Annotated in this window: 21 protein-coding genes and 1 pseudogene; 10 read left to right on the forward strand and 12 right to left on the reverse strand. The window is 48.8% G+C overall.

What is annotated here, in order from left to right; translation table 11 throughout:
• Nucleotides 1-101: 101 nt before the first annotated feature.
• The 5 genes and pseudogenes from SYNPCCP_RS04725 to SYNPCCP_RS04745 all read right to left on the reverse strand — a co-directional run.
• Nucleotides 102-926, reverse strand: a pseudogene (locus tag SYNPCCP_RS04725) (ABC transporter ATP-binding protein); the annotation flags it as partial.
• A 54-nt stretch (nt 927-980) separates the two neighbouring features.
• The gene (locus SYNPCCP_RS04730) at nt 981-2,993 is read right to left on the reverse strand and encodes a nitrate ABC transporter ATP-binding protein (RefSeq protein WP_010872120.1); all 2,013 of its coding nucleotides are present in this window, start codon (nt 2,991-2,993) and stop codon (nt 981-983) included.
• A 74-nt stretch (nt 2,994-3,067) separates the two neighbouring features.
• Nucleotides 3,068-3,895: a nitrate ABC transporter permease gene (gene ntrB / locus SYNPCCP_RS04735; protein WP_010872121.1), complete on the reverse strand. Its 828-nt coding sequence runs from the start codon at nt 3,893-3,895 to the stop codon at nt 3,068-3,070.
• Between the two features lie 85 nt (nt 3,896-3,980).
• Nucleotides 3,981-5,321 (reverse strand): CmpA/NrtA family ABC transporter substrate-binding protein, encoded by a 1,341-nt coding sequence (locus SYNPCCP_RS04740; protein WP_010872122.1) that lies wholly within the window; start codon nt 5,319-5,321, stop codon nt 3,981-3,983.
• Between the two features lie 135 nt (nt 5,322-5,456).
• On the reverse strand, nt 5,457-6,506 hold the full coding sequence (locus SYNPCCP_RS04745; protein WP_010872123.1) for an anthranilate phosphoribosyltransferase family protein: 1,050 nt from the start codon (nt 6,504-6,506) through the stop codon (nt 5,457-5,459).
• Between the two features lie 215 nt (nt 6,507-6,721).
• Between SYNPCCP_RS04745 and SYNPCCP_RS04750 the strand changes: the two genes are divergently transcribed.
• The gene (locus SYNPCCP_RS04750; RefSeq protein WP_010872124.1) at nt 6,722-7,366 is read left to right on the forward strand and encodes a histidine phosphatase family protein; all 645 of its coding nucleotides are present in this window, start codon (nt 6,722-6,724) and stop codon (nt 7,364-7,366) included.
• On the opposite strand, the gene SYNPCCP_RS04755 is transcribed toward SYNPCCP_RS04750, so the two are convergent.
• The 3 genes from SYNPCCP_RS04755 to SYNPCCP_RS04765 form a co-directional block, all read right to left on the reverse strand.
• Nucleotides 7,363-7,635: a septal ring lytic transglycosylase RlpA family protein gene (locus SYNPCCP_RS04755; protein ID WP_010872125.1), complete on the reverse strand. Its 273-nt coding sequence runs from the start codon at nt 7,633-7,635 to the stop codon at nt 7,363-7,365. The two genes, SYNPCCP_RS04750 and SYNPCCP_RS04755, sit on opposite strands and share 4 nt — an antisense overlap.
• Before the next feature lie 156 nt (nt 7,636-7,791).
• Complete coding sequence (gene ftsZ, locus SYNPCCP_RS04760) at nt 7,792-9,084, reverse strand: cell division protein FtsZ (protein WP_010872126.1); 1,293 nt, start codon at nt 9,082-9,084, stop codon at nt 7,792-7,794.
• A gap of 249 nt (nt 9,085-9,333) precedes the next feature.
• Complete coding sequence (locus tag SYNPCCP_RS04765; protein WP_010872127.1) at nt 9,334-10,143, reverse strand: cell division protein FtsQ/DivIB; 810 nt, start codon at nt 10,141-10,143, stop codon at nt 9,334-9,336.
• A gap of 114 nt (nt 10,144-10,257) precedes the next feature.
• Here SYNPCCP_RS04765 and ctpC point away from each other — a divergent pair, with 114 nt between their 5' ends.
• A complete protein-coding gene (gene ctpC, locus SYNPCCP_RS04770; protein ID WP_010872128.1) occupies nt 10,258-11,529 on the forward strand; it encodes a carboxyl-terminal processing protease CtpC in 1,272 nt (423 codons plus the stop codon).
• Between the two features lie 47 nt (nt 11,530-11,576).
• Entirely contained in the window at nt 11,577-12,242 is a 666-nt protein-coding gene (locus tag SYNPCCP_RS04775; protein WP_010872129.1) for a Uma2 family endonuclease, read from the forward strand.
• 104 nt (nt 12,243-12,346) lie between these two features.
• Here SYNPCCP_RS04775 and rsmH read toward each other — a convergent pair whose 3' ends face one another.
• Nucleotides 12,347-13,240 (reverse strand): 16S rRNA (cytosine(1402)-N(4))-methyltransferase RsmH, encoded by an 894-nt coding sequence (gene rsmH, locus SYNPCCP_RS04780; protein ID WP_010872130.1) that lies wholly within the window; start codon nt 13,238-13,240, stop codon nt 12,347-12,349.
• Nucleotides 13,241-13,396: 156 nt separating this feature from the next.
• Between rsmH and SYNPCCP_RS04785 the strand changes: the two genes are divergently transcribed.
• The 4 genes from SYNPCCP_RS04785 (at nt 13,397) to SYNPCCP_RS17550 (ending at nt 16,755) form a co-directional block, all read left to right on the forward strand.
• On the forward strand, nt 13,397-13,873 hold the full coding sequence (locus SYNPCCP_RS04785; RefSeq protein ID WP_010872131.1) for a DUF4168 domain-containing protein: 477 nt from the start codon (nt 13,397-13,399) through the stop codon (nt 13,871-13,873).
• 28 nt (nt 13,874-13,901) lie between these two features.
• On the forward strand, nt 13,902-14,330 hold the full coding sequence (gene ureE / locus SYNPCCP_RS04790) for an urease accessory protein UreE (RefSeq protein WP_010872132.1): 429 nt from the start codon (nt 13,902-13,904) through the stop codon (nt 14,328-14,330).
• A gap of 224 nt (nt 14,331-14,554) precedes the next feature.
• Nucleotides 14,555-15,508 (forward strand): PRC-barrel domain-containing protein, encoded by a 954-nt coding sequence (locus SYNPCCP_RS04795; RefSeq protein WP_010872133.1) that lies wholly within the window; start codon nt 14,555-14,557, stop codon nt 15,506-15,508.
• A 311-nt stretch (nt 15,509-15,819) separates the two neighbouring features.
• Entirely contained in the window at nt 15,820-16,755 is a 936-nt protein-coding gene (locus tag SYNPCCP_RS17550; RefSeq protein ID WP_223211349.1) for a hypothetical protein, read from the forward strand.
• A 269-nt stretch (nt 16,756-17,024) separates the two neighbouring features.
• Here SYNPCCP_RS17550 and pcrA read toward each other — a convergent pair whose 3' ends face one another.
• The gene (pcrA, locus tag SYNPCCP_RS04805) at nt 17,025-19,406 is read right to left on the reverse strand and encodes a DNA helicase PcrA (protein WP_010872135.1); all 2,382 of its coding nucleotides are present in this window, start codon (nt 19,404-19,406) and stop codon (nt 17,025-17,027) included.
• 165 nt (nt 19,407-19,571) lie between these two features.
• A complete protein-coding gene (locus SYNPCCP_RS04810) occupies nt 19,572-20,093 on the reverse strand; it encodes a bifunctional nuclease family protein (RefSeq protein ID WP_010872136.1) in 522 nt (173 codons plus the stop codon).
• A gap of 172 nt (nt 20,094-20,265) precedes the next feature.
• Between SYNPCCP_RS04810 and SYNPCCP_RS04815 the strand changes: the two genes are divergently transcribed.
• The 3 genes from SYNPCCP_RS04815 (at nt 20,266) to SYNPCCP_RS04825 (ending at nt 24,078) form a co-directional block, all read left to right on the forward strand.
• On the forward strand, nt 20,266-21,189 hold the full coding sequence (locus tag SYNPCCP_RS04815) for a TIGR01777 family oxidoreductase (protein ID WP_014407090.1): 924 nt from the start codon (nt 20,266-20,268) through the stop codon (nt 21,187-21,189).
• A gap of 68 nt (nt 21,190-21,257) precedes the next feature.
• The gene (locus SYNPCCP_RS04820) at nt 21,258-22,484 is read left to right on the forward strand and encodes an ABC transporter ATP-binding protein (protein WP_010872138.1); all 1,227 of its coding nucleotides are present in this window, start codon (nt 21,258-21,260) and stop codon (nt 22,482-22,484) included.
• 106 nt (nt 22,485-22,590) lie between these two features.
• Nucleotides 22,591-24,078: a serine/threonine-protein kinase gene (locus SYNPCCP_RS04825; RefSeq protein WP_010872139.1), complete on the forward strand. Its 1,488-nt coding sequence runs from the start codon at nt 22,591-22,593 to the stop codon at nt 24,076-24,078.
• Between the two features lie 5 nt (nt 24,079-24,083).
• Here SYNPCCP_RS04825 and SYNPCCP_RS04830 read toward each other — a convergent pair whose 3' ends face one another.
• The gene (locus SYNPCCP_RS04830; RefSeq protein ID WP_010872140.1) at nt 24,084-24,830 is read right to left on the reverse strand and encodes an HAD family phosphatase; all 747 of its coding nucleotides are present in this window, start codon (nt 24,828-24,830) and stop codon (nt 24,084-24,086) included.
• Nucleotides 24,831-24,876: the final 46 nt, after the last annotated feature.

Genomic DNA, 24,876 nt, shown 5'->3' on the forward strand with positions numbered 1-24,876 from the left:
CCAACCCCGACTAAGGCGATCGCCACTAGTCCTAGGGCTCCCGCCATAACTTTTTTGAATAGCAAACCGGGATTGGGTTTATCTTCTTTGAGGTCATCATCATCGTCATGGGCATAACGGTGAAAGAGAAAATCAAGGGCATAATTCCGCAGTTGATAATATTTTGGATCATCGGTAATTTGACTGCGGTTGCGGGGACGGTCAAAGGGAATATCTAAAATTTCACCAATTTTGGCGCTGGGGCCATTGGTCATCATCACTAGGCGATCGGCGAGGAATAAAGCTTCGTCAATGTCGTGGGTAATCATCAACACGGTCAGATTATTTTCCCGCCAAATTTTTAATAACTCTTCCTGCAATTCCTCCTTAGTAATGGCATCCAAAGCCCCAAAAGGTTCATCTAAAATTAACACTTCTGGGGAAATAGCTAAGGCTCTGGCGATCGCCACCCGTTGTTTCATACCCCCGGAAATTTGCCCAGGTTTTTTCTGAGCCGCTTCCGTTAAACCCACCATTTCGAGGTAATGGGCTACCAATTCTTCTTTTTCCGTTTTAGATTTATCTGGGTAAACCGATTCCACCGCCAGGGAAACATTATCATAGGCAGATTTCCAAGGCAGTAGGCAATAATTTTGGAAAACCATCATTCGGTCAGGGCCCGGGGCAGTAATTAACTGATTTTTCAGCTTAACCGTGCCTTGGGTGGGTTGATTAAAGCCCGACACCATATTTAAGAGGGTAGATTTACCGCAACCGGAATGGCCAATGATGCAAATAAATTCCCCTTCTTTTACCTCTAAGTTAACCCCATCTAAAACCGTATAGGGCCCCTGGGCAGTGGGATAAACTTTACTGACATTTTCAATGGCTAAAAAAGCGGTTTTTTCTTCGGTCAGGATAGGGTCATTGACATTCATTGTTTGCATGACATTTAGAAGAATAGATATTTCAAGGTTAAAAAGAGGCGACAAAAAGCTGATCTATTGATTAACTTGATCAATTTGGTCGATGAGAATTTCTGTGACTTGAATATCCCGGTGAATGGTGAAACGTTTAATGTAACCAAGGGGATCATTCGGGGTGAAAACCATGCCATCAAACAGGGAAACATTGTGGTGATCACCTTCTAAATCTGGCCACCCTAAATGGCGACAGGCTTCCCCAAATAGGTCAGGACGGCGTACCCGTTCAATAATTTCCACCCAGTTTTTAGGAAAATCAATGTAACCCCAACGGGCTAATTGGGTCAGAATCCATAACCCTTCACTGCGGGAGGGATAGTTAGATTGCTTGACATAAAATTGATTGAAGTCCAGCAACATTTCCGCTTCTGCGTCATTTCCTTGATCATATTCAGTCAAAAAGCCTGGACTGATATATTCCGTGGAGGTGCCGACATATTGAGGCAATGCCAAATAGTCTAGAATTTCTTGGCGATGACGGCGATCGTCACAATATTCACAGGCTTCCAACAGAGCTTTAACCAGGGCTAAATGGGTGGCTGGATATTTATTGACCCATTCTTCCCGCATTCCTAAAACCTTTTCCGGATGACCGTTCCAAATGTCTAAATCCGTGGCAATAACATAGCCTAAATTCTGTTTAACAGCATAGGAATTCCATGGTTCCCCCACACAAAAACCGTCAATATTGCCAGCTTCTAAATTAGACACCATTTGGGGCGGTGGTAGGCGCATTAAATTAATATCTTGGTCTGGATCAATACTGCCAGAAGCAAGCCAATACCGCAGTAACAGATTTTGCATAGATGCGGGGTGAACCATGCCCAGGGTGGAAACTTGATCGGGAGTTTCTGCTAGCTTTAACCGTAAATCTTCGAGGGTTTTAACCCCCGCTTCAGCAAACTTTTTGCTGAGGGTAATGGCATTGCCGTTGCGACTCATCACCATGGCCGTAACCATGGGTAAAGGGGTTTTCCCCCCCATGCCTAGGGTTAGAGCTAGGGGCATACCCGCTACCATTTGGGCTCCGTCTAACCGTCTTTCCCGAATGCCGTCGGCGATCGCCTGCCAACTGGGTTCTTTCACCAGGTTAACTTGCTCTAAACCATGCTTTTGGAAGAAACCTTTCTCTTTGGCTACCACTAACGGGGCGCAATCGGTGAGGGGGATAAAACCTAAGTCCAGATTGATTTTTTCCAGGCCATTGCCCCCCATGGCCTCGGCAAACTGACTGACCGCCCCAACTTTTTTAGCCCGTTTTTGTTGATTGAGGAAATAAACCATTTCCCCCCGCAGGGCGTAGTAACTGGGATGGTTGACCACTTCCAAACGGTGACGGGGTCGAGGAATGGGCACTTCCAAAATTTGCCCAATGTGGGCTTCGGGCCCTGTGGTTAACATCACCACCCGGTCAGAAAGTAACAATGCTTCGTCCACATCATGGGTGACCATAATGCAGGTTACGCCACTTTCTTGGACAATTTCCATTAACCGTTCCTGGAGATTCCCCCGGGTTAAAGCATCCAAAGCCCCAAACGGTTCATCCAATAATAAAACCTTAGGACGGGTCGATAATGCCCTGGCGATCGCCACCCGCTGTTTCATGCCCCCGGACAATTCCCCCGGTCGTTTATGGGCTGCCCGTTGTAACCCCACCAGGGCAATATTGTCGTCAATAATTTTTTCTTGTTCTGGTTTGGGCAGATCCCGCAGAACTCGATTCACAGCCAGGGCGATATTTTGTCGCACCGTCAACCAAGGCAACAGGGAGTAGTTTTGAAACACCACCATCCTTTCAGGGCCAGGCTCGGTGATTTCTTTCCCCTCCATGATGACCCCGCCAAAGGTGGGCTTATCTAGCCCAGAGATCATGTTCAACAAGGTAGACTTGCCGCAGCCAGAGTGACCAATCAAGGAAATAAATTCTCCCTGACTAATTTTCAGCTCAATGTTTTTGAGGGCAATGTAACGCCCCCCGTCGGGGAGGGGAAAAATACGGTCAACATGATCAATTTCAATGAAGGGCATCATAGTTAGTCCGGGGGTGACAAATCAAAAATTGAGAACTAGTAGCTAGGAAAAACGGCCTTCCTATGGATGTTTGGTCACTTTTGCTCCGCTGGGACCACTAAACTTTCCAGAAAAGCGATAAAACGATCTAGCAATAAACCGACAATGCCCACATAAATTAAGGCAATAATGATTTCACTGATCAGGGAGCTGTTATAGGCATCCCAGATAAAAAAGCCAATGCCCACACCACCAATCAGCATTTCCGCTGCCACGATCGCCAACCAGGAAAGACCAATGCCAATGCGTAGGCCAGTGAAAATGTAGGGCACTGCTGCCGGGAATAGAATATTGAAAAAGTATTGGCTTTTGGAGAGTTTTAGAACCCGGGAAACATTCCGATAATCCTGGGGAACCTGTTGAGCTCCCACCGTGGTGTTGATGACGATGGGCCAAATTGCCGTAATGAAAATAACGAAAATGGCCGAAGGCTCTGCTTCCTGCAAAGCCGCCAGAGCAATGGGCAACCAGGCCAAGGGAGGAATGGTTCTTAGAACCTGAAAAATTGGATCGAGGGCATCATACATAAATTTGCTACTACCAATTAAGATGCCTAGGGCAATGCCCACCACCGCCGCCGCACTGAAGCCCACTGCCACCCTGGTTAAACTGGCAAAAATTTGGATGCCTAAACCCTTGTCTGTGCCACCATTGTCAAAAAAGGGATTGAGAATTAAAGGATAGGTTTGTTCTAAGACCTGCACGGGACTGGGCAGATTAGAACCTTCTCCGGAGCAGAGAATCTGCCAAACCACCAACAAAACGGCGATCGCCACGGCGGGACGAATAACCTTGGGACTGTAAATGAAACTGAGGGGATTTTTCTTGCGGCGGGGACGGAGCCCAGCGGTGGAACTAGCCATAATTTTTACCAAAAATAGTTGATTGAACTGCAGCAATTACAAAAGTCAAGGGGGTACTTTTCCCCAGGGGGCAAATCACTGGGAACTAAGCTTTAATAGACTTAATTTTCAAGCTGTCCAGATAGGCCTGGGGATTTTCTGGATCGAAGGTTATGCCGTCAAAGAAAGTCTCAATTCCCCGGGAAGGACTACTGGGAATTTGATCTGCTGGTACCTCCAACGCCTGGGCTGCTTCTCGCCATAGATCTTCACGATTGACTTTATCCACAATGGCTTTGGTGTCCGTACTCGCTGGCAAATAGCCCCAGCGAATATTCTCAGTTAAAAACCATTGGTCATGACTTTTATAGGGATAGGAAGCATTATCGACCCAATATTTCTGCATAATTTCTTGATCTTCAAAGGTTTCTTGGCCATTGCCGAAGTTATAAATACCTTTGGAGCGGTCAATAATATCTTCAAAGGGAACTTTAAACCATTCCCGTTTAGAGAGAATTTGACACATTTCTTCCTTATTCTCTGCCTGGTCACACCATTGCTGGGCTTCCATCACCGCCATTAACAACGCTTTAGCAGCTTTGGGATTCTGATCTACCCAATCGGCCCGCATGCCAAACGCTTTTTCGGGATGATCCTTCCAAAGTTGACCAGTGGTTAATGCCTGATAGCCGACTCCTTGGTTAACAGTTTGTAAAGGCCATGGTTCACCAACACAGAAAGATTCCATGGCGTTAACTTTAACGTTGGCCACCATTTGGGCGGGGGGAACCACAATGGTAGAAAAATCTTTACCTGGTTCCATGCCTCCAGCGGCTAACCAGTAGCGAATCCACATGTCGTGGGTGCCGCCAGGAAAAGTCATGGCCACTTTAGGATCCGTTACTTTGGCAAAGGCTTCTTTGAGGGGAGCAGCGTCGGTACCCACTTTTAAGTCTTTATAATTATTGCCCAACTGAATGCCTTGGCCATTGACATTTAAGCGGGCCAAAATGTACATCGGGGTTGGTTTTCCATCGGTTACAGTGCCCATGGTAATGAGGTAAGGCATGGGGGTAAGAATATGGGCCCCATCAATACCGCCACTGGCGGAACCCAATACGAGGTTATCTCTGGTAGTACCCCAGGAAGCCTGCTTCAACACTTCCACATCCGGCATGCCATATTTGGCGTAAAAACCCTTTTCCTTGGCAATAATCAACGGGGCAGCATCGGTTAGGGCAATAAAACCCAATTTGGCGGTGGTTACTTCCGGGGCATTCTCCCCCTCGACTAAAGGACTAATGGCTTGATCCGTGCTGGACCCTGTACCCGTCCCGGTGGATGTGGTGGTGGGGGAAGTACAACCATGGAGAACCACTCCTCCAATAGCGGCGGCCCCTGCGGTAAACATGAACTTGCGTCGGGTGCTTCGGGAAAAATTACTCATAGTGTAGGCAATAACTAAGGCCAGAAAGGGCAACTGCTGACGATCACATTCCTAGACTGGATTTTTTCCTTGTAAATATTTGTATAGTTTGTAACTAATAATTAATTTTCATGCGATTACTGCATTGGTGCTGGCTTATTTTGCATATAACTGCAGTCGATGCCATTGTTGTTTGACCAGACCGTCGTCAATGAGCTTTTCCGCTTTGGCGATCGCCGTTTCTAGATTGGGAGCATCCGTATGTTGCCAGAGATAAAAAGCACTGTTCCAAATTAGGGCTGACCGCAGGGGAGTTTGTTCCCCATTCAAAGTGGCTTGGGCCAACTCAAGATAATCAACCAAATTAGTCCAGACCGGATTTTTCCCCCCCAGACCAAAATCGGCGGCGTGGAGTCGCAAACGGGTCAGGGCGTTTTCTGCCTTGGTCAAATCGTACAAACCAATGATGGCTGTGCGCTCCTGGGGCAAATCACAGCTTCCTTCCAAACCTTTCACTGTGGTGAATGTACTAACGCCTCGTAGACTGAGAGCCTCAGCAATCATATTTTCCGTGGGGGGATGGACAAACCCCGCCACCACATGGTGTTTACCGGCATAGGGAACCCAAATTAACTCTAGGGTTGCCAGGGGAGGGCGTTTGCCGATTTCTTCCCGGTAAATTACCAACTTCTGGGCTTCAGGAAAATATTTGGGCAGATAAACAAAACCCACATTAGTTTTTTCTAAAATATCCTGTGTGGCCAACAGAGATGGCGATCGCCAATTCACTCCTAGCCCTTCCCACAACTCCACCAGGGGAATTCCTTCCTTTGTGGGCATCCGATCACCGCCATGTTGAATTACCGGACAACCCGCCGTTGCCAGCACCAGGGCTGTGAGAGGTCCCACGGGACAGGTGCGATCTCGGCCATCGTAGGGTTGACTAAGCACAATTACCGTTTGACCAGAGCTAAGGGCAGGAATTTTGGGTCCCCATTGCTCAAAGGCATCCAGCATCCCTGCCAATTCAGTTCCTGTGGGACGTTTAATACGATGGGCAATCAAAAAAGCACCAATCTGGGCCGGGGTAGCTTCCTGGGTTAACATCAACTTCATGGCCTGGGCCGATTCTTCCCTGGTCAAATTTTTGCTGGTATGGGGACCACTACCCACTTTTCTTAATAGCTCTCGAAATTCCTTGCTCATAGTTCCGCAAAAATGGGCAGTTTAGGTGTGCTTCGCAAAGATTTTTTATAGCTTTTTACCCAGGGGACAAAGGTGATTTTGGCTACCGATCAACTTTTGCAAGGCTGGAAAACTCTTGGGCACGAAAAAACAGAGTATTTATGTACAATGGGAGCAGGCAGAGCCAAGCTCTCACTCCTCTGTAATCTTTAATATTGTTGCTTTTCAACTCGGCCATGGCCCTCAAACTTTATTTCCTGCGCCACGCACAAACCGCCTACAGTGCCACCGGAGGCTATTGTGGTACCCCGGAAAATGACCCTGGCTTGACCCCAGAAGGAATTTTAATGGCCAAGGAATTTGCTGAAGCCTACGCCCAACACCCCTGGCAAGCAGTTTATGTTAGCCCTTTGCAACGGGCCCGCCAAACAGTCCAACCCCTATGCGATCGCCTAGGTATTGAAATGCAGATCCGCCCTGGCCTAAGGGAAGTGGCCTATGGAGAATGGGAAGGACTCCATCCCGACGAAGTTTACCAAAGGGACCACGACCTTTATATGCAATGGCTCACCGATCCAGCTTGGAACTCTCCCCCCGGTGGAGAAAGGGGCATTGACATCGCCCGCCGGGGCACTAGGGTGCTAGAGGAAATTGAAGACCGCTTCGATGATGGCAATGTGTTGTTGGTTTCTCACAAAGCCACCATCCGCATCCTACTCTGCTGCCTCCTGGGCATCGACGTAGGTCGTTACCGAGACCGTTTTGCCATGCCCGTCACCGGACTGAGCGTGGTGGAATTATCTTCCCGGGGACCGCTCTTTCACTGTATTGCGGAACGGTCTCACCTCAGCCCCTATTTACGTAGTTTGCCCAGCACCTAGAGACGGGTAATGCTTACGGGAACCCGGCCTTTGCGGGGGTTAGCAATTTGTTGGAAAGCAGAACGGCTGAGGTCGATGGAGCAGTTACAACGGTCACTCACCGTCACTACGACCGATTTCCCCGTACGGCGATTGGTTACCCTAACTCTGGTTCCTAGGGGCAGACTGGGGTGGGCTGCCACCATGCGACCGTGGTTATAGACTTGGCCGTTGGCCATCTTCCGCCCTACAAACTGATTGCCATAGAAAGTGGCGGATTGGGCCATCACCGGCAAAGGCAATACCAAGGGAATTAGTAGGCTAGCAAACAAAAAGCGCAAATCGATCAACCTCTTTAGTTTGAGACAACAATTAGAGGTTAGTAGTGTAGCCTAAGAGACTTTCTTGGTCAAATTATTTGGTTCCCACCAGTAATCCTGGGGAACCTAACGGCGGGGAAAACGCCGCTTCTGGAGAAAATCAGGAATGTCTAACTCCGGGGCCATGGGAATTTCCCCTAGGGGATCTTCTGGTGTTGTTGTTGATGGCACTGTCTCCACTCCGGCAGGGGGGCCGCTGAGCACAGGTTTGCTGCTGGTTTTTGCTTGGGGTTTTTCTTTTTCACCGTTGAAGCCCGTGGCAATGACGGTAATTCTCATTTCTCCCTGCAGGCGATCGTCAATCACCGCTCCAAAGATGATGTTGGCATCGGCATCCACCACTTCATAGATAATTTCAGCCGCAACATTAACTTCGTGCAGGGTCAGATCGGTTCCACCAGTGACATTAAATACGACTCCTTTAGCTCCCTGGATAGAAGATTCCAACAAAGGAGAGGAAATGGCCGCCGTGGCCGCCTCCTTGGCCCGGGACTTGCCGGAACCCACCCCAATGCCCATTAATGCGGAGCCAGCATCGGCCATCACCGCCCGCACGTCCGCAAAGTCCACATTCACCAAACCGGGGATGATGATAATGTCGGAAATACCCTGTACCCCCTGGCGCAGAATATCATCGGCTACCCGAAAAGCTTCCTGGAGAGGAGTTTCGGCGGGAATAACCGACAAAAGTTGGTTATTAGGAATCACAATTAGGGTATCGACCCGCGATTGGAGAGCATTAATGCCTTCCTCAGCTTGCTTAGCCCGTCGTCGGCCTTCAAAGGTAAATGGACGGGTGACAATGCCCACCGTCAAACAGCCCATTTCTTTGGCCACCTCGGCCACAATGGGAGCTGCTCCAGTGCCAGTGCCGCCCCCCATGCCCGCAGTAATAAAGACCAAATCCGTACCCTCAAGGGAACGGGCAATTTCATCCCGGGATTCCTCCGCCGCTTTTTGCCCGATCGCCGGATTACCACCGGCCCCCAAACCCCTGGTGAGTTTTTGGCCAATTTGAATACAATCCGGGGCGTTCGTATTAGTTAATGCCTGGGAATCGGTATTAATTGCCCAAAAGTCGATGCCCGTCACCCCACTGGCAATCATACGGTTGACAGCATTGCAACCGCCTCCCCCAACGCCGATCACTTTAATTTTGGCAATGTTACTAGGCACAATCTGATCCCTTTTTAGGTTAGGACTAGGGCTGGCAAAAGTAGGTGTTTCTACCAAAGCCTCCAACGGTTCATTGTCAACGATGGAGGACGAAAATAAATCATCTAACCCCTCCGTTCCATCATTGAGACCACTACCGGTAAAACCTATGTTATTTAGGGGTAAATCATTATTGAGCGTCATTGCAGGGGGGAAGTATTAGGGGAGCAAAATGAGCAAATTCTTAGGGCGCAAAAGCAACCACAGGGAGAGCAACGCTTCCGAAGCAGCAGGGTATTGAAGCCTTTTTACGACGACAGAGATCCCCTCGCCCAAGCACAAATCCCAGCGGTCTATCGTCCCTACACTAGGCATATTGAGCAAATTTGTCAATGTGAATCTGAGCTTTTTCCCTCTATCACGGGAGAATGGCTGGAGTGGAGGGTAAAAATATTAGGGTTTGTTGACGGCTGCTTTTTCCTTGGGGGGTTGGGGACGAAGTTGAATGCTGGGACTGTCTGGATTTGTGAGGTCAATAAATAGTAAACGTTCCTTGGGCACCCGACTGGGCAAATTCTGCATTTTTTCTAAAACCTGTACTTGTTGCCCGAAGCGAGAGAGGTCAGAACCTATGAAAACTAAACCTAAATCCGTTGTCAGACTTATGTTACTGGGGTTGTTGCCGTTAATAATCCGGATATTGACAGGGGACTGTTGAATCAGAATTTGATGGGTTTGCCAAAAACTGCGGTATTGGGGGCCGTAGCCCAAAAATTGCGGGGTTTGGGGCAGGGTTTTTCTGACCGCCTGGCTGTAGAGGGAGGCAGGAATATAATTTCCTTCCCCGTCTAAATAGCCCGGACCCTGATCCGCCACGGCGATCGCCACCGGTTGTCGTTCCTGTACGGCCACATTTACCTGGGCCGGAAATAACTGTCTAGTGACTTCTACTCTCAGGAGGGCCGGATTTTTTGCCAGTTCATCCCCCAAGGCCTGGGTAGAAAGTTGCCAAACCGCCTGGGGATATTCCAGGTCTAAATCTTCGTATAACGTTTCCCTAGAGACTAGCTTATTGCCCAAAAACTCCACTTGGCGATCGGAGCGGATAGACCATTCTGGCCAGCTCATCACCCACACCATGCCCCCCGTCAAACCACAAACACAGACAAATTGCCAGCAGGAGCGCAGACGCTTCCAACGCCTCTGCCACATCAGTTGTTCCCGGCGATTTTTCAGGGAATCAGACACAACTAAATCCGTCATGGGAGTTCAATAACCATCATCTCTGAAATGTTATAACCTAGGAATCAAGGACTCTAAGCACCGCCCTAGGGTTTATTTTCTTAACTAATCTTCACCAACTGTCCGGTAAATCCCATGTTGAAACAAAAACGCAGTCTGATTTTGGGAACTACAGCTCTGTTATTGACAACAGTGGCGGTGACGGGGGTTGGGTTGCGATTGGCCCGCTCCCAGGGCTACCTACAGGATAATCCCAAGGAGCTGGTTGACGAAGTTTGGCAGATTGTCAACCGCACCTATGTAGATGGTACTTTCAACGGTGAGGATTGGGTAGCGGTTCGCCAGGATTATCTAACACGGGACTACAAAAACCAGGAAGAAGCCTACACCGCCATTCGGGAAATGCTGGAGAAGCTAAATGACCCCTACACTCGCTTCATGTCCCCCGATGAGTTTCAATCAATGCGTATCGACACTTCCGGTGAATTGACCGGGGTGGGTATTCAAATCACCCAGGACCAGGATACGAAGAAAATTGTGGTGGTGGCTCCCATCGAAGATACCCCCGCCTACAACGCTGGCATTCTTTCTAAGGACGTAATTACCAAGATTGACGGTAAGTCCACCGATGGCATGGAAGTAGATGACGCAGTGAAGTTAATTCGGGGTAAGCCCGGCACCAGTGTGGTGCTCACTATTGAGCGGGAAGGGCAGGCGATCGAATATCCTTTGACCCGGACTTTAATTGAAATTCATCCAGTGCGGGCCCAAGTGGAAGATATTAATGGTGCCAGGGTTGGTTATATCCGTTTAAATCAATTCAGTGCCCAGGCTTCGGAGGAAATGCGCCAAGCAGTGCAGAAATTGGAAAAAGAGAATGTGGTGGGCTACATTTTCGACCTGCGTTCCAATCCCGGTGGTTTGCTTTATTCCAGTGTGGATATTGCTCGCATTTGGTTGGATGAAGGGGGCATTGTGTCCACCGTCGATCGCCGAGGGGAAGTGGAACAACAAAGTGCTAACAAGCGGCAGTTGAGTAACCGTCCCCTAGTGGTGTTGGTGGATGGTGGTTCCGCCAGTGCCAGTGAAATCGTCTCCGGGGCCTTACAGGATAATCAACGGGCCGTCATTGTGGGCACCAAAACCTTTGGTAAGGGATTAGTACAATCGGTGCGGGAATTGGGGGATGGTTCCGGTATGGCAGTGACGATCGCCAAATATTTAACCCCCAACGGTCGGGACATCAATAAACATGGCATCGACCCCGATGTGGAAGTAGAACTCACCGACGCCCAGCGGAAGGAATTGCAACAAAATCGGGAAAAAGTAGGCACCCTGGAAGACCCCCAATTTGCCAGGGCCTATGAAGTGCTAATGCAACAGGTGAACAAAACCGCTTCTAAGTAGCTTAAGTAGGTTGAACGAGCTTGTACAATTTCATTCGGTAAAAGTCTATGGTTCAAACTGCCCTACTTCCCCTCGACTTTCCCGATCTATATCCGGAATCCGACGGTAAACCCATGGCTGACAATACCCTGCAGTATCACTGGATTGTCCGTTTGGTGACCAATCTTAAGCATTTATTTCAGGGCAAAACAGTCTTTGTAGCGGGGGATTTACTTTGGTATCCCGAACAAGTGGCCAGTCCCCCCGCACCCTGCCAGGCACCCGATGCCATGGTGGTTCTGGGAAGACCTGATGGGGAACGACACAGTTACAAACAATGGGAAGAAGACCATATTGCTCCCCAGGTAGTATTTGAAATTCTTTCCGAGAGTAACAGTGCCAGGGAAATGCTCCATAAGCAAACGTTTTATCGGCGGTATGGAGTATTAGAGATGTTCTTTTACGATCCAGAGTCCTATGACTTTTGGGGTCAGGCGCGTTCCCACCCAGATGCAGAATTTAAAACCATCACCCTGCTCAATTTTCCCTGGACTTCTCCAACCCTAGGAATTCGCTTTGAAATGTTTGCCGATGGCTTGAAACTGTTTTTCCCCAACGGAGAGCCATTTAAAGATCCAGAAACCCTTTTTGAAGAAAGGGATCAGGCTCAACAGGAAAGAGACCGAGCTTTTGCTAAATTGCGGGAATTGGGTATTGACCCTTCTACCCTGTAAATTACCGTTTAGATTGGAACAATTATTCCACTAAGACTATCTGACGTGTAAATCCACAACCGGCAGAAAAAATCAGCAATTTTGGTTTGACTTTCCCCAATTCCTTAGATTTTTTCGGCCCAACGTAATTTGGCGGAACGGGCCCGGGGATTTTGCCTCTGCTCTTCTTCTCCGGCAATAATGGGCTTTTTGGTCAGCACCCGTAAATTTTCCGTTTCCCGAAAACGGTGCTTAACAATGCGGTCTTCCAAGCTATGAAAACTGATAATGCCGAACTTTCCGCCGCTTTTGAGCCAATGGGGAGCTTGGGCAATGAATTTTTCCAGGGAACCTAATTCATCGTTCACTGCAATGCGTAAACCTTGGAACGTCCTGGTGGCAGGATGGATGCGCCCATGGCGATATTTTCCTGGTACCCATTTGGTGATCGCCTCTGCTAAGTCGGTAGTGGTTTGGAAGGGACGTTGTTCGACAATTTGCCGAGCAATACGTCGGGAAAGCCGTTCTTCGCCGTATTCATAAAAAATGCGGGCTAAATCTTTTTCGGACCAGTGGTTAATAATTTCAGCGGCGGTGAGATCCTGGCTTTGGTCCATCCGCATATCCAAGGGAGCAGTGTGGCGAAAACTAAAGCCCCGATCGCCTTGATCAAGTTGGGGAGAGCTTACTCCTAAATCTGCGATGATGCCGTCAAATTGCTCGAGTTGACCGGGAAAATCAGCAAAGTTACCTTGCCAAGTGTTAATGCTTATGTCTTTGCGATCCGCAACTAAGGGTTGCAAACGTTCCATGGCGGCGGCGATCGCCTGGACATCTCGGTCGATCATAGTCAGGGCAAGGGGAATACCTAATTTCAGTAATCTTTCGCTGTGGCCCCCAGCTCCCACAGTGGCATCAAGGTAATAGCCACCGGGCTTTGGCTCCAGTCCTTCCACCAGGGCCGTGGGCAAAACGCTAACGTGATGAAAGTCTGCTATCGCCGTTTGTTTTAAGTTCATTCCTTCCATGGATTTGGCTCCCATCTACGTCCCCAAACGATCCCGCCTTCCCAGGGTAACAGCCTCCACGGAACTTATCCCCGGCAAAGTAATTCAAACAGAAAATGCAAACCATTAGGATTTTGTCATCCTATTCACCCGAAAGCGACTAGGCGCATGGTTATTAGCTCACGTCCCTTAAGCGGCTTGAACGGTGTTCTGAGTCGACTTTTTATTGCCAATACTCTCGCCTTCCTCGGCTTATTTGGGGGAATGGTGCCGGAGGTAAGTTGGCACCCCACAGCCCTTGTCTTTCGCTGGTCGGCCTATTCCCAGGAATTTTCCCCCGAGAGCATCAATCACTATGCTAAGGCAGTATTAGCCATTGAAGTAGAACGGAAAAAAGCCTTTGAGGAAATTCAAACCCTCATTGGCCGGGTTCCCCCCCAACTTACCTGCACCAATCGGGACAGTATCCGCAAGTTACCCCGCAACGCCCAGGCGATCGCCGTTAATTTTTGCAATCGTTCCAAACAAATTGCTGAAGAAAGCGGACTCAAGCCGGGAGAATTTAATCGCATCACCGAAGCCGCCAAGAATAATGCCAACCTGAAAACCCAAATTCAACGGGCAATCATTAATCTCCGCCGTTAGTCCCCGACAAATTCTTATTTAATACTCCATGGTGATTTTTGATCATCGCCTAGAAACAGTACCCGATGCCACCACCTGGGACCTCCCCCTCACCGCCGAGGAAAGGGGTCGCACCCGCTATCGTTTTGATAAACCTGGCTTTCCGTCTCTATTTATTCAATTGCCCAGGGGAAGTTTTTTACGTCCAGGGGATTGCCTCGGCTCTCCCACAGGGGAAACGATTACTATTTTGGCAGCGGATGAACCTCTGCTCCATCTCACCAGTGGCGATCGCCTTATTTTGTTGAAGGCCGCCTATCATTTGGGTAATCGCCATGTGCCCCTAGAAGTGAACTTGGATTATCTGCGATTGGCACCGGATCCGGTATTGGCTGATATGCTCCGGGGTTTGGGGGTCAGGGTAGCGGAAATAACTGCGCCATTTTTTCCAGAACGGGGGGCATTCCACAGTCACTAGGATGGCTTTTTGCCCTTAAATAAGCATTCCTAGCAATTTTGCCCAAGAAAATCAAGCCATTCGCTACAATGTTTTCATGAAGTAAAGTAAACTGACTGGCAACAACTTTGCGCTGGCCATTCCCGACTCCGTTCCCAATGCTTTCTGTAACGTAATTAATCAAACCTCAATCCTCCCAACCTCAGTTTTAACTCCCCTCTGACCACGGCGATCGCCAAACCACAATGACCATTGATAACATCCGTCTTAGAAACGAATTTATTAACACCGAAGTTATTACCCGCAGCAGCGGCAAAAAACTGGGGGTAGTCAAAGAAGTGCTAGTCGATGTCGATCAGCGAGAAATTGTCGCCCTGGGACTGCGGGACAACTTTTTGTCTTTAACCGGGATGCCCCAATATCTTTACCTGAACAGTATTGTCCAAACCGGGGACGTGGTCTTAGTAGAAAACGATGATGTTTTTGAATTGGTGGAAGTGGACCTCTATTCCCCTCTGGTCAATAGCGAAGTGGTTACTGAAACGGGAGAACCCCTGGGTAGGGTAAGGGATTTTCAGTTTGACCTCGCCACTGGCAAAGTTTCCTCCATTATCATCGCTTCCTTGGGATTACCCCAAATTCCTGACCAACTTATCAGCACCTACGAGCTTTCCATTGACGAGGTGGTGAGCAGTGGTCCCAACCGTTTGATCGTTTTTGAAGGAGCAGAGGAAAGATTAAATCAACTCAGTGTGGGATTACTGGAACGCCTTGGCATTGGCCGTCCTTCTTGGGAACGGATGGAAGAGGATTTGTATTATCCCCCCACTACCCGCCCTGAAAATCAATTGGGCAGTGGCATCCCCGTGCGGCCACCGGTACAAGTCCGTCAACCGGAGCCCGTGTTGGAAGAGCGTTGGAACGAGGACGATTGGCAAGATACCCGCCCTGCGCCGCCCCCTCGTCGGGAAGTGGCCCCTCTGCGTTATCCAGAGCCGGAATATGAAGATGATTATGAAGTGGATAATTGGGGGGAAGCGTCTTCCCGTTCTTCTGCTCCAGAACCGGATTATGATTATGAAGATGGAGTGGCTGGCGATGTCTGGGACGACGATGAGGCCCCTGCTCCCTACAGCCCTCCCCGGGTGAATATTCCGGAAACCCGCCGGGAAAAAATGCCTGAATATTATGAAGAATAGTCTCTGATTTAACTAGTCTTGCGCCTTTGTTCGGTTATTCGTATTGTAAGTAACGTGAGTTCGGGATAAGAAAGATGACTGACAATAGGCTACAAGCTTTACAGGTCAATACATTCGGGAATGACATCAGACTCGTGATTTGTGTTTTTGCATCCTCACAAGTGATTTTTTTGAAGTCCTGAAGCCCCAAATCCCCCAGTGTACTTGGCGAAAAAACCTCCATTGCAGTCAGAGCAATACTTCTAAGGATCGGCTTAACCCGAACTCACGTTAAATATTAACCCCAGCGTCTTTGCACTCGAACGACTACATTGACTCTCACCCTCTGGAAGCGTTTTCAATCCTCCGCCTCTAACCCTTTAATTTCACCCTGTGACCCTACCGAGCTCGATATCCTTGCACGCACAACCCTTCTTTCTCCCTGGCAGTTCTACCGCTACGTCTGCAACATTTGCCAGCAAAATGGGCATGAGCGTTTGTATTTCGGTCATTTGCCTTGTATTTTCTGTGATTATTTGCCAGAACCACTACTTCTTGCCTTTTTTGATCGCTTAGCAGAGAGTGTAGGAAGATCACCGCAGCCCTTCCCAAAAACAACTCTCCACCTTCAGAGTCTGCAAGGTACTCTGGAACTTCGCATCAGCCATGCTGGAAGTGGAATGATTGGACAGGTAGTTAGGCTTGACATAACATACCGGGAGAAGACGCACTCCTGGGCATTTAAAGCCTTTTTCGAACCGGATTTCGTCTGGCAACATGGCGTTTGGTCCGAGATACCAGTAGGAATATATTTGCGATCCCAGCATGTCACCCGTGACGTAGCGCAGTTCCATGCCGCTGGACTCACCTGGATGCTGTGTGAATGGATCGAACCGGATGATTGTCCTAAAACTCGCCCTGGACGCTCCTATGATAGTCTAGCTCAACAGCAGCAACTCACACCCCTTAATCCTCTCAACTATGCCAACTACAGTCGCCATGGCATTCGCCTTGATCTCGGTGGCATTCAAAAAATCTACTGGGGACGAAGAATTCGCGATTTTGCTTACACGCTGGTTTTCTATCACAGGCGAGTCCATCGGGAAGGATGGCGCTTTCTCAGTCCCTATCTTAATTGCTGGACTCTCCGCTACCTTCTGGCAAGGGTGAAATGGTTGCTGTTTCTAAGAAGACCAACGTGCGCATTTGAACAAAAAGTTACAGTTTCGGACGAAAAGCCTTCAAGGCAAGGGCCTCAAGATTCTTGAAGTGGAGCATGGCTTAGTATTCGCAACGGAAAAATTTTGGTAGTTAACGCGAGTTCGGGTTAAGCCGATCCTTAGAAGTATTGCTCTGACTGCAATGGAGGCTTTTTCGCCAGCTACACTGGGGGATTTGGGGCTTCAGGACTTCAAAAAAATCACTTGTGAGGATGAAAAAACAGAAATCATGAGTCTGATGTCATTGCCGAATGTATTGATCTATAAAGCTTTTAGCCCATTGTTCAGTCCTCTTTCTTATCTCGAACTCACGTTAGTCAAAGGCGGCGTAGAGGGGCGAAACTGGGGTCAATAATTTTCACACCAATGCCGGGAAATTTGATGGCCAAATTAGCTTTATGGCCTTTGCCTAAAATGTGGGTCACAGTGCCTTCTCCAAAATTGTTGTGCATTACCCGATCGCCAACATTCCAGATTAGGTCTTTAGCCGGTTGAGTGGACTGGGAACCAGTTTTTTTTCGGGCTTGTTTTTGGGCAATGGAAGGTCCCTTGGGATCGGCGGCAGGAGCATTGCGACCAGTTCTACGACCAGTTGAGCCATCGGCCAATAAATCCGGTGGTAATTCCTGGAGAAATTGGGACGGTATTTTGGTTTCTAAAGAACCCCAGATGTAACGCATGCGAGCATGGGTCAAAAAGAGATTTTCCTGGGCTCTGGTAATGCCCACGTAACATAAACGGCGTTCCTCTTCTAGATCCAAAGGATCATTTAAACTGCGGGCGTGGGGGCAAGTGCCCTGCTCCAACCCCACTAAGAAGACCACTGGAAATTCCAGGCCCTTAGCAGAGTGGAGAGTCATGAGGGACACTTCGTCTCCGGATTCCTCCAGGTCATCAAGGTCGGAAGTGAGGGATGCTGAAGCCAAAAAATCCACTAGGCTAGGGTCTTCACTTTCTGCTTCAAACTGTCGCACTGCATTGTCCAATTCCCCCAGGTTGGCCAGGCGATTATCCGCTTCTTCGGTGCCTTTTTGCTTTAAGTCGTCCACATAATTGGATTTTTCCAACACTAAGCTGAGGGCTTCCGACGCAGAAAGCTCACCAATTTGGCTTTGGATTTCCTGGAGCATGCGGGCAAATTGCAGGGTTTTTTTACCTGATCGCCCGGCCAGAGTATTCACCGAAGTTTCGTCGGTAATAATTTCCCACAGGGGAATGTCCAATTCCTTAGAGGCATTAACAAAACCTTCAATGGTGGATTTACCGATGCCCCGCCGGGGAGTATTGATGATACGCAACAAGCTGACCGTATCCGCCGGATTAACTAACACCCGGAGATAGGCAATGGCATCTTTAATTTCCTGGCGATCGTAGAAGCGAAAACCACCGACAATATTGTAGCGAATATTATTATTTAATAGCTGTTCTTCAAAGGCCCGGGATTGGGCATTGGTGCGATATAAAATAGCAAAATCACCAAAATTTAATTCTGGGTTATTTTTCCTTAAGCTCAGAATTTTATTAATCACAAAACGGGACTCATCCCTTTCATCATCCGCCTGGTAAAGGATAATATCATCTCCGCCACTCCGGGTAGCCTTGAGGATCTTGTCAATCCGTTGGCTATTATGTTCAATTAAATGGTTAGCCGCTTGGAGGATATTTTCCCGAGAACGGTAATTTTCCTCTAGTTTGACCATGGTGGTCGTTTCCCCATCCAACAGGCGATCGCCAAAATCCTCTTGGAAATTGAGCAGGATGGTAAAGTCTGCCATGCGGAAACTGTAAATAGATTGGTCTGCATCCCCCACCACAAAAGTGGAACGCCCCCGCCAATCCCACTCCGACTGCCGTTCTTCCCCATTGGTGCTCAGCAGACGAATTAAATCATATTGGATGCGATTAGTGTCTTGGTATTCATCCACCAAAATATGGTTAAATTTTCGGTGCCAGTAGCCTAAAACTGATTCATTTTGTTGAAATAAACGGGTAGGGATGAGAATTAAATCATCAAAATCTAGAGCGTTATTAGCGGCCAATTGATTTTGGTAAGCTTGGTAAACTTCCGCAATGACCCTACCTTTATAACTGGGATTTTCCCTTAGATAGGTCTCCGGTGATTGCCCGAGGTTTTTGGCATTACTGACCTGGTAGCGAATACTCTTAGGATTGAACTGTTTTTCGTCCAAATCCATATCCTTAGTGACAATGGTCTTAAACAAACTTTGCACGTCACTTTCATCAAAAATGGAAAACTGTTTTGTCCAACGGCGGCCACTGCTGTCCTGATATTTATCAATGTCGTAGCGGAGAATACGAGAACATAGACTGTGGAAAGTGCCAATCCAGAGGGGTTTCGTAACTGTTTTGTACACCCTGGAAAGCAACTGTTTTTGTTCATATTTCCCCAACAATTCCCACCGTTGGCTAAATTCCTGTTGGGCCCAGGCTTGGGCAAAAATCTTTTCCAAACGTTCCTTCATTTCCTTGGCGGCTTTATTGGTAAAGGTTACCGCCAGGATATTTTCCGGATTGATGCGATGCTGACGAATTAGATGGGCAATGCGGTAGGTTAGTGCCCTAGTTTTCCCTGAGCCGGCCCCGGCCACCACCAAAAGAGGGCCACAAAAATGCTCCACCGCCCGCCGTTGGGAAGGATTGAGGTGGGCAAGGTAGTCGGGGACAACAGTCATGGGCACAGTAACAGTAGGCTTAAGGTTCAATCAACAATTAAGTTTAGCAATCAACCAAGGGAAATTATTTTTTCGCTCTTTTCCGTTTCCATGGCAATCGCCCTTCGTTGAGAGATCTACAACCACCATTTATTAACCTGAACTAAATATTGCTTAATGATTTTGAGGGGGCTAACTATCGGATTCCGCCTCAAAGCTATCGGAACTTAGGCGAGCCTGTTTGATCAGGGTTTCCGGGCTAACATTGTCGAGAAAATCCCGAAAAGCTTGTCTTTCTTCTTCGTCCGCATCTCGATCCACGGGAATGGAAGCATCGGCCAACACTTCTTCCATCACCCAAATGGGACTGTCCATCCGCAACGCGAGGGAAATGGCATCACTGGGGCGGCAGTCAATTTCCCTAATTTGATCCCCCTGGGCACAACAGAGCACAGCGTAAAAGGTATTATCCTGCAGGGAATGAATAATAATTTTTTTGAGGTCCACATCCCAGGTGGTGAGGAGATTGACCATCAGGTCATGGGTGAGGGGACGGGTGGGCTTTTGATTTTCCAGGGCTCCGATAATCGACCGAGCTTGGTCTTGGCTGATATAAATGGGTAATGCCCGCCGTTCAGATCCATCCTTGAGCAATACGATGGGACTGCGACTTACCGCATCGAGGGCAATGCCAGCTACTCTCATCTCAATCATTGGGTAGATCCTCTGGGGAACATTGACAGCACAATGCAGGTTTTCATTTTAACTTACTCCTACTCCCCCCAGGGTCATGGCCAGTTGGTCACTAAGGACCGTTCCCCCTAAGATGGGGAGGGTTGTCAATTGTCAAAATCACATTACTGCTGGTGGTGGGAGACGTACATTAATGAAAATTATTTTGACTGGGGCGACGGGTTTTGTGGGGTGCTCTTTGGTGCCTCTACTACATCAACAGGGCCATGAGCTAACTTTGCTGGTGCGTAGTGTGTCTAAGGCCCAACGGTTATTTGCCCCCGGTAGTTTCCCCCAGTTAAAGGCGATCGCCTATGAAGCCACTAAAAGCGGGGACTGGCAAAAGGTCGTTGATGGCCAGGATGCGGTGATTAATTTGGCGGGGGAACCCATTTCGGAAAGATGGACAGAAGCTTACAAAGCCGAGATTTTTGATAGCAGAAAGCTGGGCACAGAAAAGTTGGTGGAGGCGATCGCCAAAGCGGATAGAAAACCCCAAGTAATGATTTCTGGGTCAGCCATAGGTTACTACGGCACCAGCGAGACGGCGACTTTTACGGAAAGTAGTAAGCCTGGAGATGATTTTCTGGCGGAAGTTTGTCAGGCGTGGGAAAATGCCGCCCACCAGGTAGAACAGTTGGGAGTTCGGTTAGTAGTTTTTCGCATTGGCATTGTGCTGGGGGCCGATGGGGGAGCGTTGGCCAAAATGTTGCCACCGTTCAAACTCTTTGCTGGGGGGCCATTGGGCAGTGGAGAACAATGGTTTTCTTGGATTGATCGCCGGGATTTAATTGCTTTAATTGATAAAGCTTTAACGGACTCAACTTTACGGGGAACGTACAATGCCACAGCGCCCAACCCAGTCAAGATGAAGGAATTTTGCCACACCCTGGGCAAAGTTTTGGCCCGTCCTTCCTGGTTGCCCGTACCGGATATTGCGTTGGAATTATTGCTGGGGGAAGGGGCCAAGTTAGTGCTGGAGGGGCAGGAAGTTTTGCCGGGGGCCATTAGCAAAACAGATTTTCAGTTCCAGGCTCCAGATTTAGAAACCAGTTTGCGGCAAATTTTAGGGAGTTAACCAATCCCCAAAATAGCCCCAATGAAGATGCTAGGATGCCTTGATGTAAATTGATTTCGGTTTCCGCTGTGGCCCAGGTAATTGTCGAAAATCTCTACAAAAGTTTCCCCGCCCAAGGCAAAAACAAAGCTAAAGACGGAGGAACAGTGAATGTGCTTAAGGCCATTAACCTGGAAATTGCCGACGGGGAATTTATGGTGCTGGTGGGGCCGTCCGGTTGTGGTAAAAGTACTCTACTGCGGCTCATTGCTGGTTTGGAAACCGTTACAGGGGGTAATATTCTCATTGGCGATCGCCGGGTAAATGATTTACCGCCCAAAGCCAGGGACATTGCCATGGTGTTCCAAAGCTATGCCCTCTATCCCCACCTGAGTGTTTACGACAACATTGCCTTTGGTTTGCGGCGCATGCTGGATCGGGAAAATAATCAGACTGAAGATAAATTCCCCCGCTGGGTAGGGGACAGTTTACGGGGCATTACCAAACCTTTGCCAAAATCTTTACACTACCTTTCTGCCCAGGAAAAAGTACTGGCTCAACGGGTCAACCAAGTGGCCCAACAATTGCAAATTGACCATTTACTAGACCGGCTGCCCAAACAATTATCCGGCGGCCAAAAGCAACGGGTGGCCCTCGGTCGGGCGATCGCCAGAAATCCCCAAGTCTTTTTGATGGATGAACCCCTGTCCAACCTGGATGCCAAACTAAGGGCAGAAACCCGCAGTCAGATTGTGCAAATTCAGCGGCAACTGGGCACCACCACCATTTACGTTACCCACGACCAAACCGAAGCCATGACCATGGGCGATCGTATTGCGGTGCTTAACCAAGGGGTAATTCAACAAATTGCGCCCCCCTTAACTTTGTACAATCAACCCGCCAACCGTTTTGTGGGGGAATTTATCGGCTCTCCTCCCATGAATTTTTTTACCCTCAAAGTGGCATCGGCTTCAGTGTTGCAACATCCTGCCTTTGCCCTCAATCTGCCGGAAAAGTGGCATGGACTGGTGGCCCCCTACGTAGGTCGTTCCTTGATCCTAGGGGTACGGCCAGAAAGTTTTATCCCTAGTACCGAAGGGTCCAACGCTTTTCCTGTCACAGTAAATTTGGTTGAAGCCCTCGGTAACGATACTTTTATCTATGCCCATTTAGTGACAGAGCCGGATCTCACCATCCAAGCCCGCATTGCCCCCGATCATCCCCTCCAGGTGGGGGAACAACTCTGGCTGACAATCAACCCCGAAAAAATTCATCTGTTCGACGCCAAAACTGAACAGGCGATCGACCAACGTTAAAGAAATCAACCCAAGCCCATTTTACCCACCATCCAGCCGAGGTTAATAGAAAAACAAGATAAACTGGGGCTGAGTCCGCCCAAACCTATCAGACCCTTACCAGCCAATGGATCTGCTCTGCACCCGCCCCGGTTGTGCCCGTTTAAATTCTTTTCCTGACCTGGATAATCGCAATACTCTGCAAACAGTACAACAAAGGTTTTGCACCAGTTGTCGGATGCCACTAATTTTGGCGGGCAGATATTTGCCAGTGAAACTCCTGGGACAGGGGGGCTTTGGGGCGGCCTATCTGGCCCTAGATCGATTTACCCCCACCATGCGTTTTTGTGTGGTGAAGCAATTTCAACCGTCAGGGAATTTAAATCAAGAGCAATTAGATTTGGCTTTGTCCCTATTTGAACGGGAAGCGGTGGTGTTGGAAAAGTTGGGCAATCGCCATGACCAGATTCCCGATTTATTTGCTTATTTTCCCCTGTTGGTGGACGATCCCCGCACTGGTAAACAGGATCAGTTTTTTTATTTGGTGCAGGAATTTATTAACGGTCAGGATTTGGAAAAAACCGTTGAAAAACATGGCCCCCTGTCGGAAGCGGAAGTGCGTTGGGTGCTGACGGAAATGCTAAAAATTCTTAGTTTCGTCCACGGCACCGGAGCCATTCATCGGGATATTAAACCGTCTAATTTAATGCGGGACCAAGAGGGCAAATTGTATCTGTTGGATTTTGGCGCAGTAAAGCAAGCAACCGCCGGGGTGGGGGCCAGTAACGAAGGTTCCACGGGCATTTACTCCATGGGTTTTGCGCCACCGGAACAGATGGCTGGTAACCAGGTTTATCCCGCCACGGATTTATATGCTTTGGCTGTGACCTGTCTTTACCTGTTAACGGGCAAAACAGCCCAGGATTTGTACGACGCTTACCATAACCAATGGAATTGGCGATCGCCTGGTTTGAAGGTGAGCCAGCCCTTGGCCGATGTGATTGACCGTTTGCTTTTACCCACTCCCAAGGACCGTTACGCCAGTGCGGAAGAGGTTTTGGCGGTGCTGAACGGCGGTAAAGGCAATCAGGGTAAAGCTCCGCCAGGGGCCACAGTTTCCACTCCCCAAGGTACCAATACCCAAATTCAACCAACCCCAGCAAGTTCTGCTTCTCCCCTAACAGCGCCAAAGACACCGGGTAAAATTAGCCAGGCGGTACAAAATTTGCCGGTTCTCAAAGTTCTGTTCCAAGGGGCTTTAACTGGTTCCGCTTTGGTTTTCTGGGGCATTATTGCTGTGAGCCTTTTTCCCCAGACCAATATTAGTTTGGGTATTTTGGGCATGGTGGTGGCGGGGATAATCTTGGCCCAATTCAAGCGTTGGTTAGAAGTAACGGAAATGTTGAGCCTCAATACCCTAACCATTCTGGCCCTATTAGCTGTGCCGGGTTTGAGCCGTTGGCCAAAGATTGTCGAACTAGCGACCCAACTTGATTTCCCGGTTCTAGTTACGGTCATTATTGCCGCTATTGCCGGGGCGATCGCCGTAGTAGCAACCATTGCCCTATTTTTACTAATTCTCAAGCTACTTTTTGCAGTTTTAACCAGGGTTTGAAGGATTCACACTGCCAGTTTGGGCCGGGAAAAAATCACCTGTAAACGGTCTAGATCCAACTCATCAAAACGGTCCACTGCCCAGTTAGCTTGCCTTTGCATAAAGTGATAGGGATAGGTATGGGCAATGCCAACCACGGCCATACCGGCTTTTTTCGCCGCTTCAATGCCGGCAAAGGTATCTTCGATCGCCAGACAATTTTCCGGTAACAGGGGAGCGATGTCATCGAGCAAGCTATCGGTCACCGCTTGGCTCTGCCGCCATTGATTGAGTTTGTGAATAGCCAGTTGATAGCCATCCGGCTGGGGTTTACTGCTGGCAATATCATCCCCCGCCACAATGACTGGAAAGTACCTTGCTAGCCCAGCCCGGTCTAATCCGTATTCCACCTCTGACCTAACGGCCCCCGTCACCAAGGCGATCGCCAATCGTCGTAACTGCAACTTTTCGAGAAACTCCTTCAGTCCGCCATAGATGGGCAGGGTTTCCAGGGCCACCAGTTTTTGATGGTAGCTCTCCGCTTTGCGGTCAATTAGCTTTTGCAAATAGGCTTCCGTTAACCCCCGGCCCCGATGCTCAAACAAATCCACCAAACAAGCCCGGTCACTGCGGCCCAAACAAAACTGTTGGTACTCCGCTGGAGTGAGGGGACGCAAATTCTCAGTCAACAATAGCTCGTCAATCAGACTGCGATGGATCGCTTCATCGTTGATTACCACGCCATTGAAGTCTAACAATACTGCCTTTAACATCTGATTGGCTCCTCTTTCTCCCTAGGCCAATGGGGTCATCAAACCC

The sequence above is a fragment of the Synechocystis sp. PCC 6803 substr. PCC-P genome (genome assembly GCF_000284455.1).
Lineage (GTDB): Bacteria > Cyanobacteriota > Cyanobacteriia > Cyanobacteriales > Microcystaceae > Synechocystis.

Excerpts from the sequence above, each read along its gene's own strand:
- SYNPCCP_RS04730 (WP_010872120.1), bottom strand. The coding sequence starts at position 2,993 with ATGATGCCCTTCATTGAAATTGATCATGTTGACCGTATTTTTCCCCTC.
- ntrB (WP_010872121.1), bottom strand. The coding sequence starts at position 3,895 with ATGGCTAGTTCCACCGCTGGGCTCCGTCCCCGCCGCAAGAAAAATCCC.
- SYNPCCP_RS04740 (WP_010872122.1), bottom strand. The coding sequence starts at position 5,321 with ATGAGTAATTTTTCCCGAAGCACCCGACGCAAGTTCATGTTTACCGCA.
- SYNPCCP_RS04745 (WP_010872123.1), bottom strand. The coding sequence starts at position 6,506 with ATGAGCAAGGAATTTCGAGAGCTATTAAGAAAAGTGGGTAGTGGTCCC.
- SYNPCCP_RS04750 (WP_010872124.1), top strand. The coding sequence starts at position 6,722 with ATGGCCCTCAAACTTTATTTCCTGCGCCACGCACAAACCGCCTACAGT.
- ftsZ (WP_010872126.1), bottom strand. The coding sequence starts at position 9,084 with ATGACGCTCAATAATGATTTACCCCTAAATAACATAGGTTTTACCGGT.
- SYNPCCP_RS04765 (WP_010872127.1), bottom strand. The coding sequence starts at position 10,143 with ATGACGGATTTAGTTGTGTCTGATTCCCTGAAAAATCGCCGGGAACAA.
- ctpC (WP_010872128.1), top strand. The coding sequence starts at position 10,258 with ATGTTGAAACAAAAACGCAGTCTGATTTTGGGAACTACAGCTCTGTTA.
- SYNPCCP_RS04775 (WP_010872129.1), top strand. The coding sequence starts at position 11,577 with ATGGTTCAAACTGCCCTACTTCCCCTCGACTTTCCCGATCTATATCCG.
- rsmH (WP_010872130.1), bottom strand. The coding sequence starts at position 13,240 with ATGAACTTAAAACAAACGGCGATAGCAGACTTTCATCACGTTAGCGTT.
- SYNPCCP_RS04785 (WP_010872131.1), top strand. The coding sequence starts at position 13,397 with ATGGTTATTAGCTCACGTCCCTTAAGCGGCTTGAACGGTGTTCTGAGT.
- ureE (WP_010872132.1), top strand. The coding sequence starts at position 13,902 with ATGGTGATTTTTGATCATCGCCTAGAAACAGTACCCGATGCCACCACC.
- SYNPCCP_RS04795 (WP_010872133.1), top strand. The coding sequence starts at position 14,555 with ATGACCATTGATAACATCCGTCTTAGAAACGAATTTATTAACACCGAA.
- SYNPCCP_RS04810 (WP_010872136.1), bottom strand. The coding sequence starts at position 20,093 with ATGATTGAGATGAGAGTAGCTGGCATTGCCCTCGATGCGGTAAGTCGC.
- SYNPCCP_RS04815 (WP_014407090.1), top strand. The coding sequence starts at position 20,266 with ATGAAAATTATTTTGACTGGGGCGACGGGTTTTGTGGGGTGCTCTTTG.
- SYNPCCP_RS04825 (WP_010872139.1), top strand. The coding sequence starts at position 22,591 with ATGGATCTGCTCTGCACCCGCCCCGGTTGTGCCCGTTTAAATTCTTTT.
- SYNPCCP_RS04830 (WP_010872140.1), bottom strand. The coding sequence starts at position 24,830 with ATGTTAAAGGCAGTATTGTTAGACTTCAATGGCGTGGTAATCAACGAT.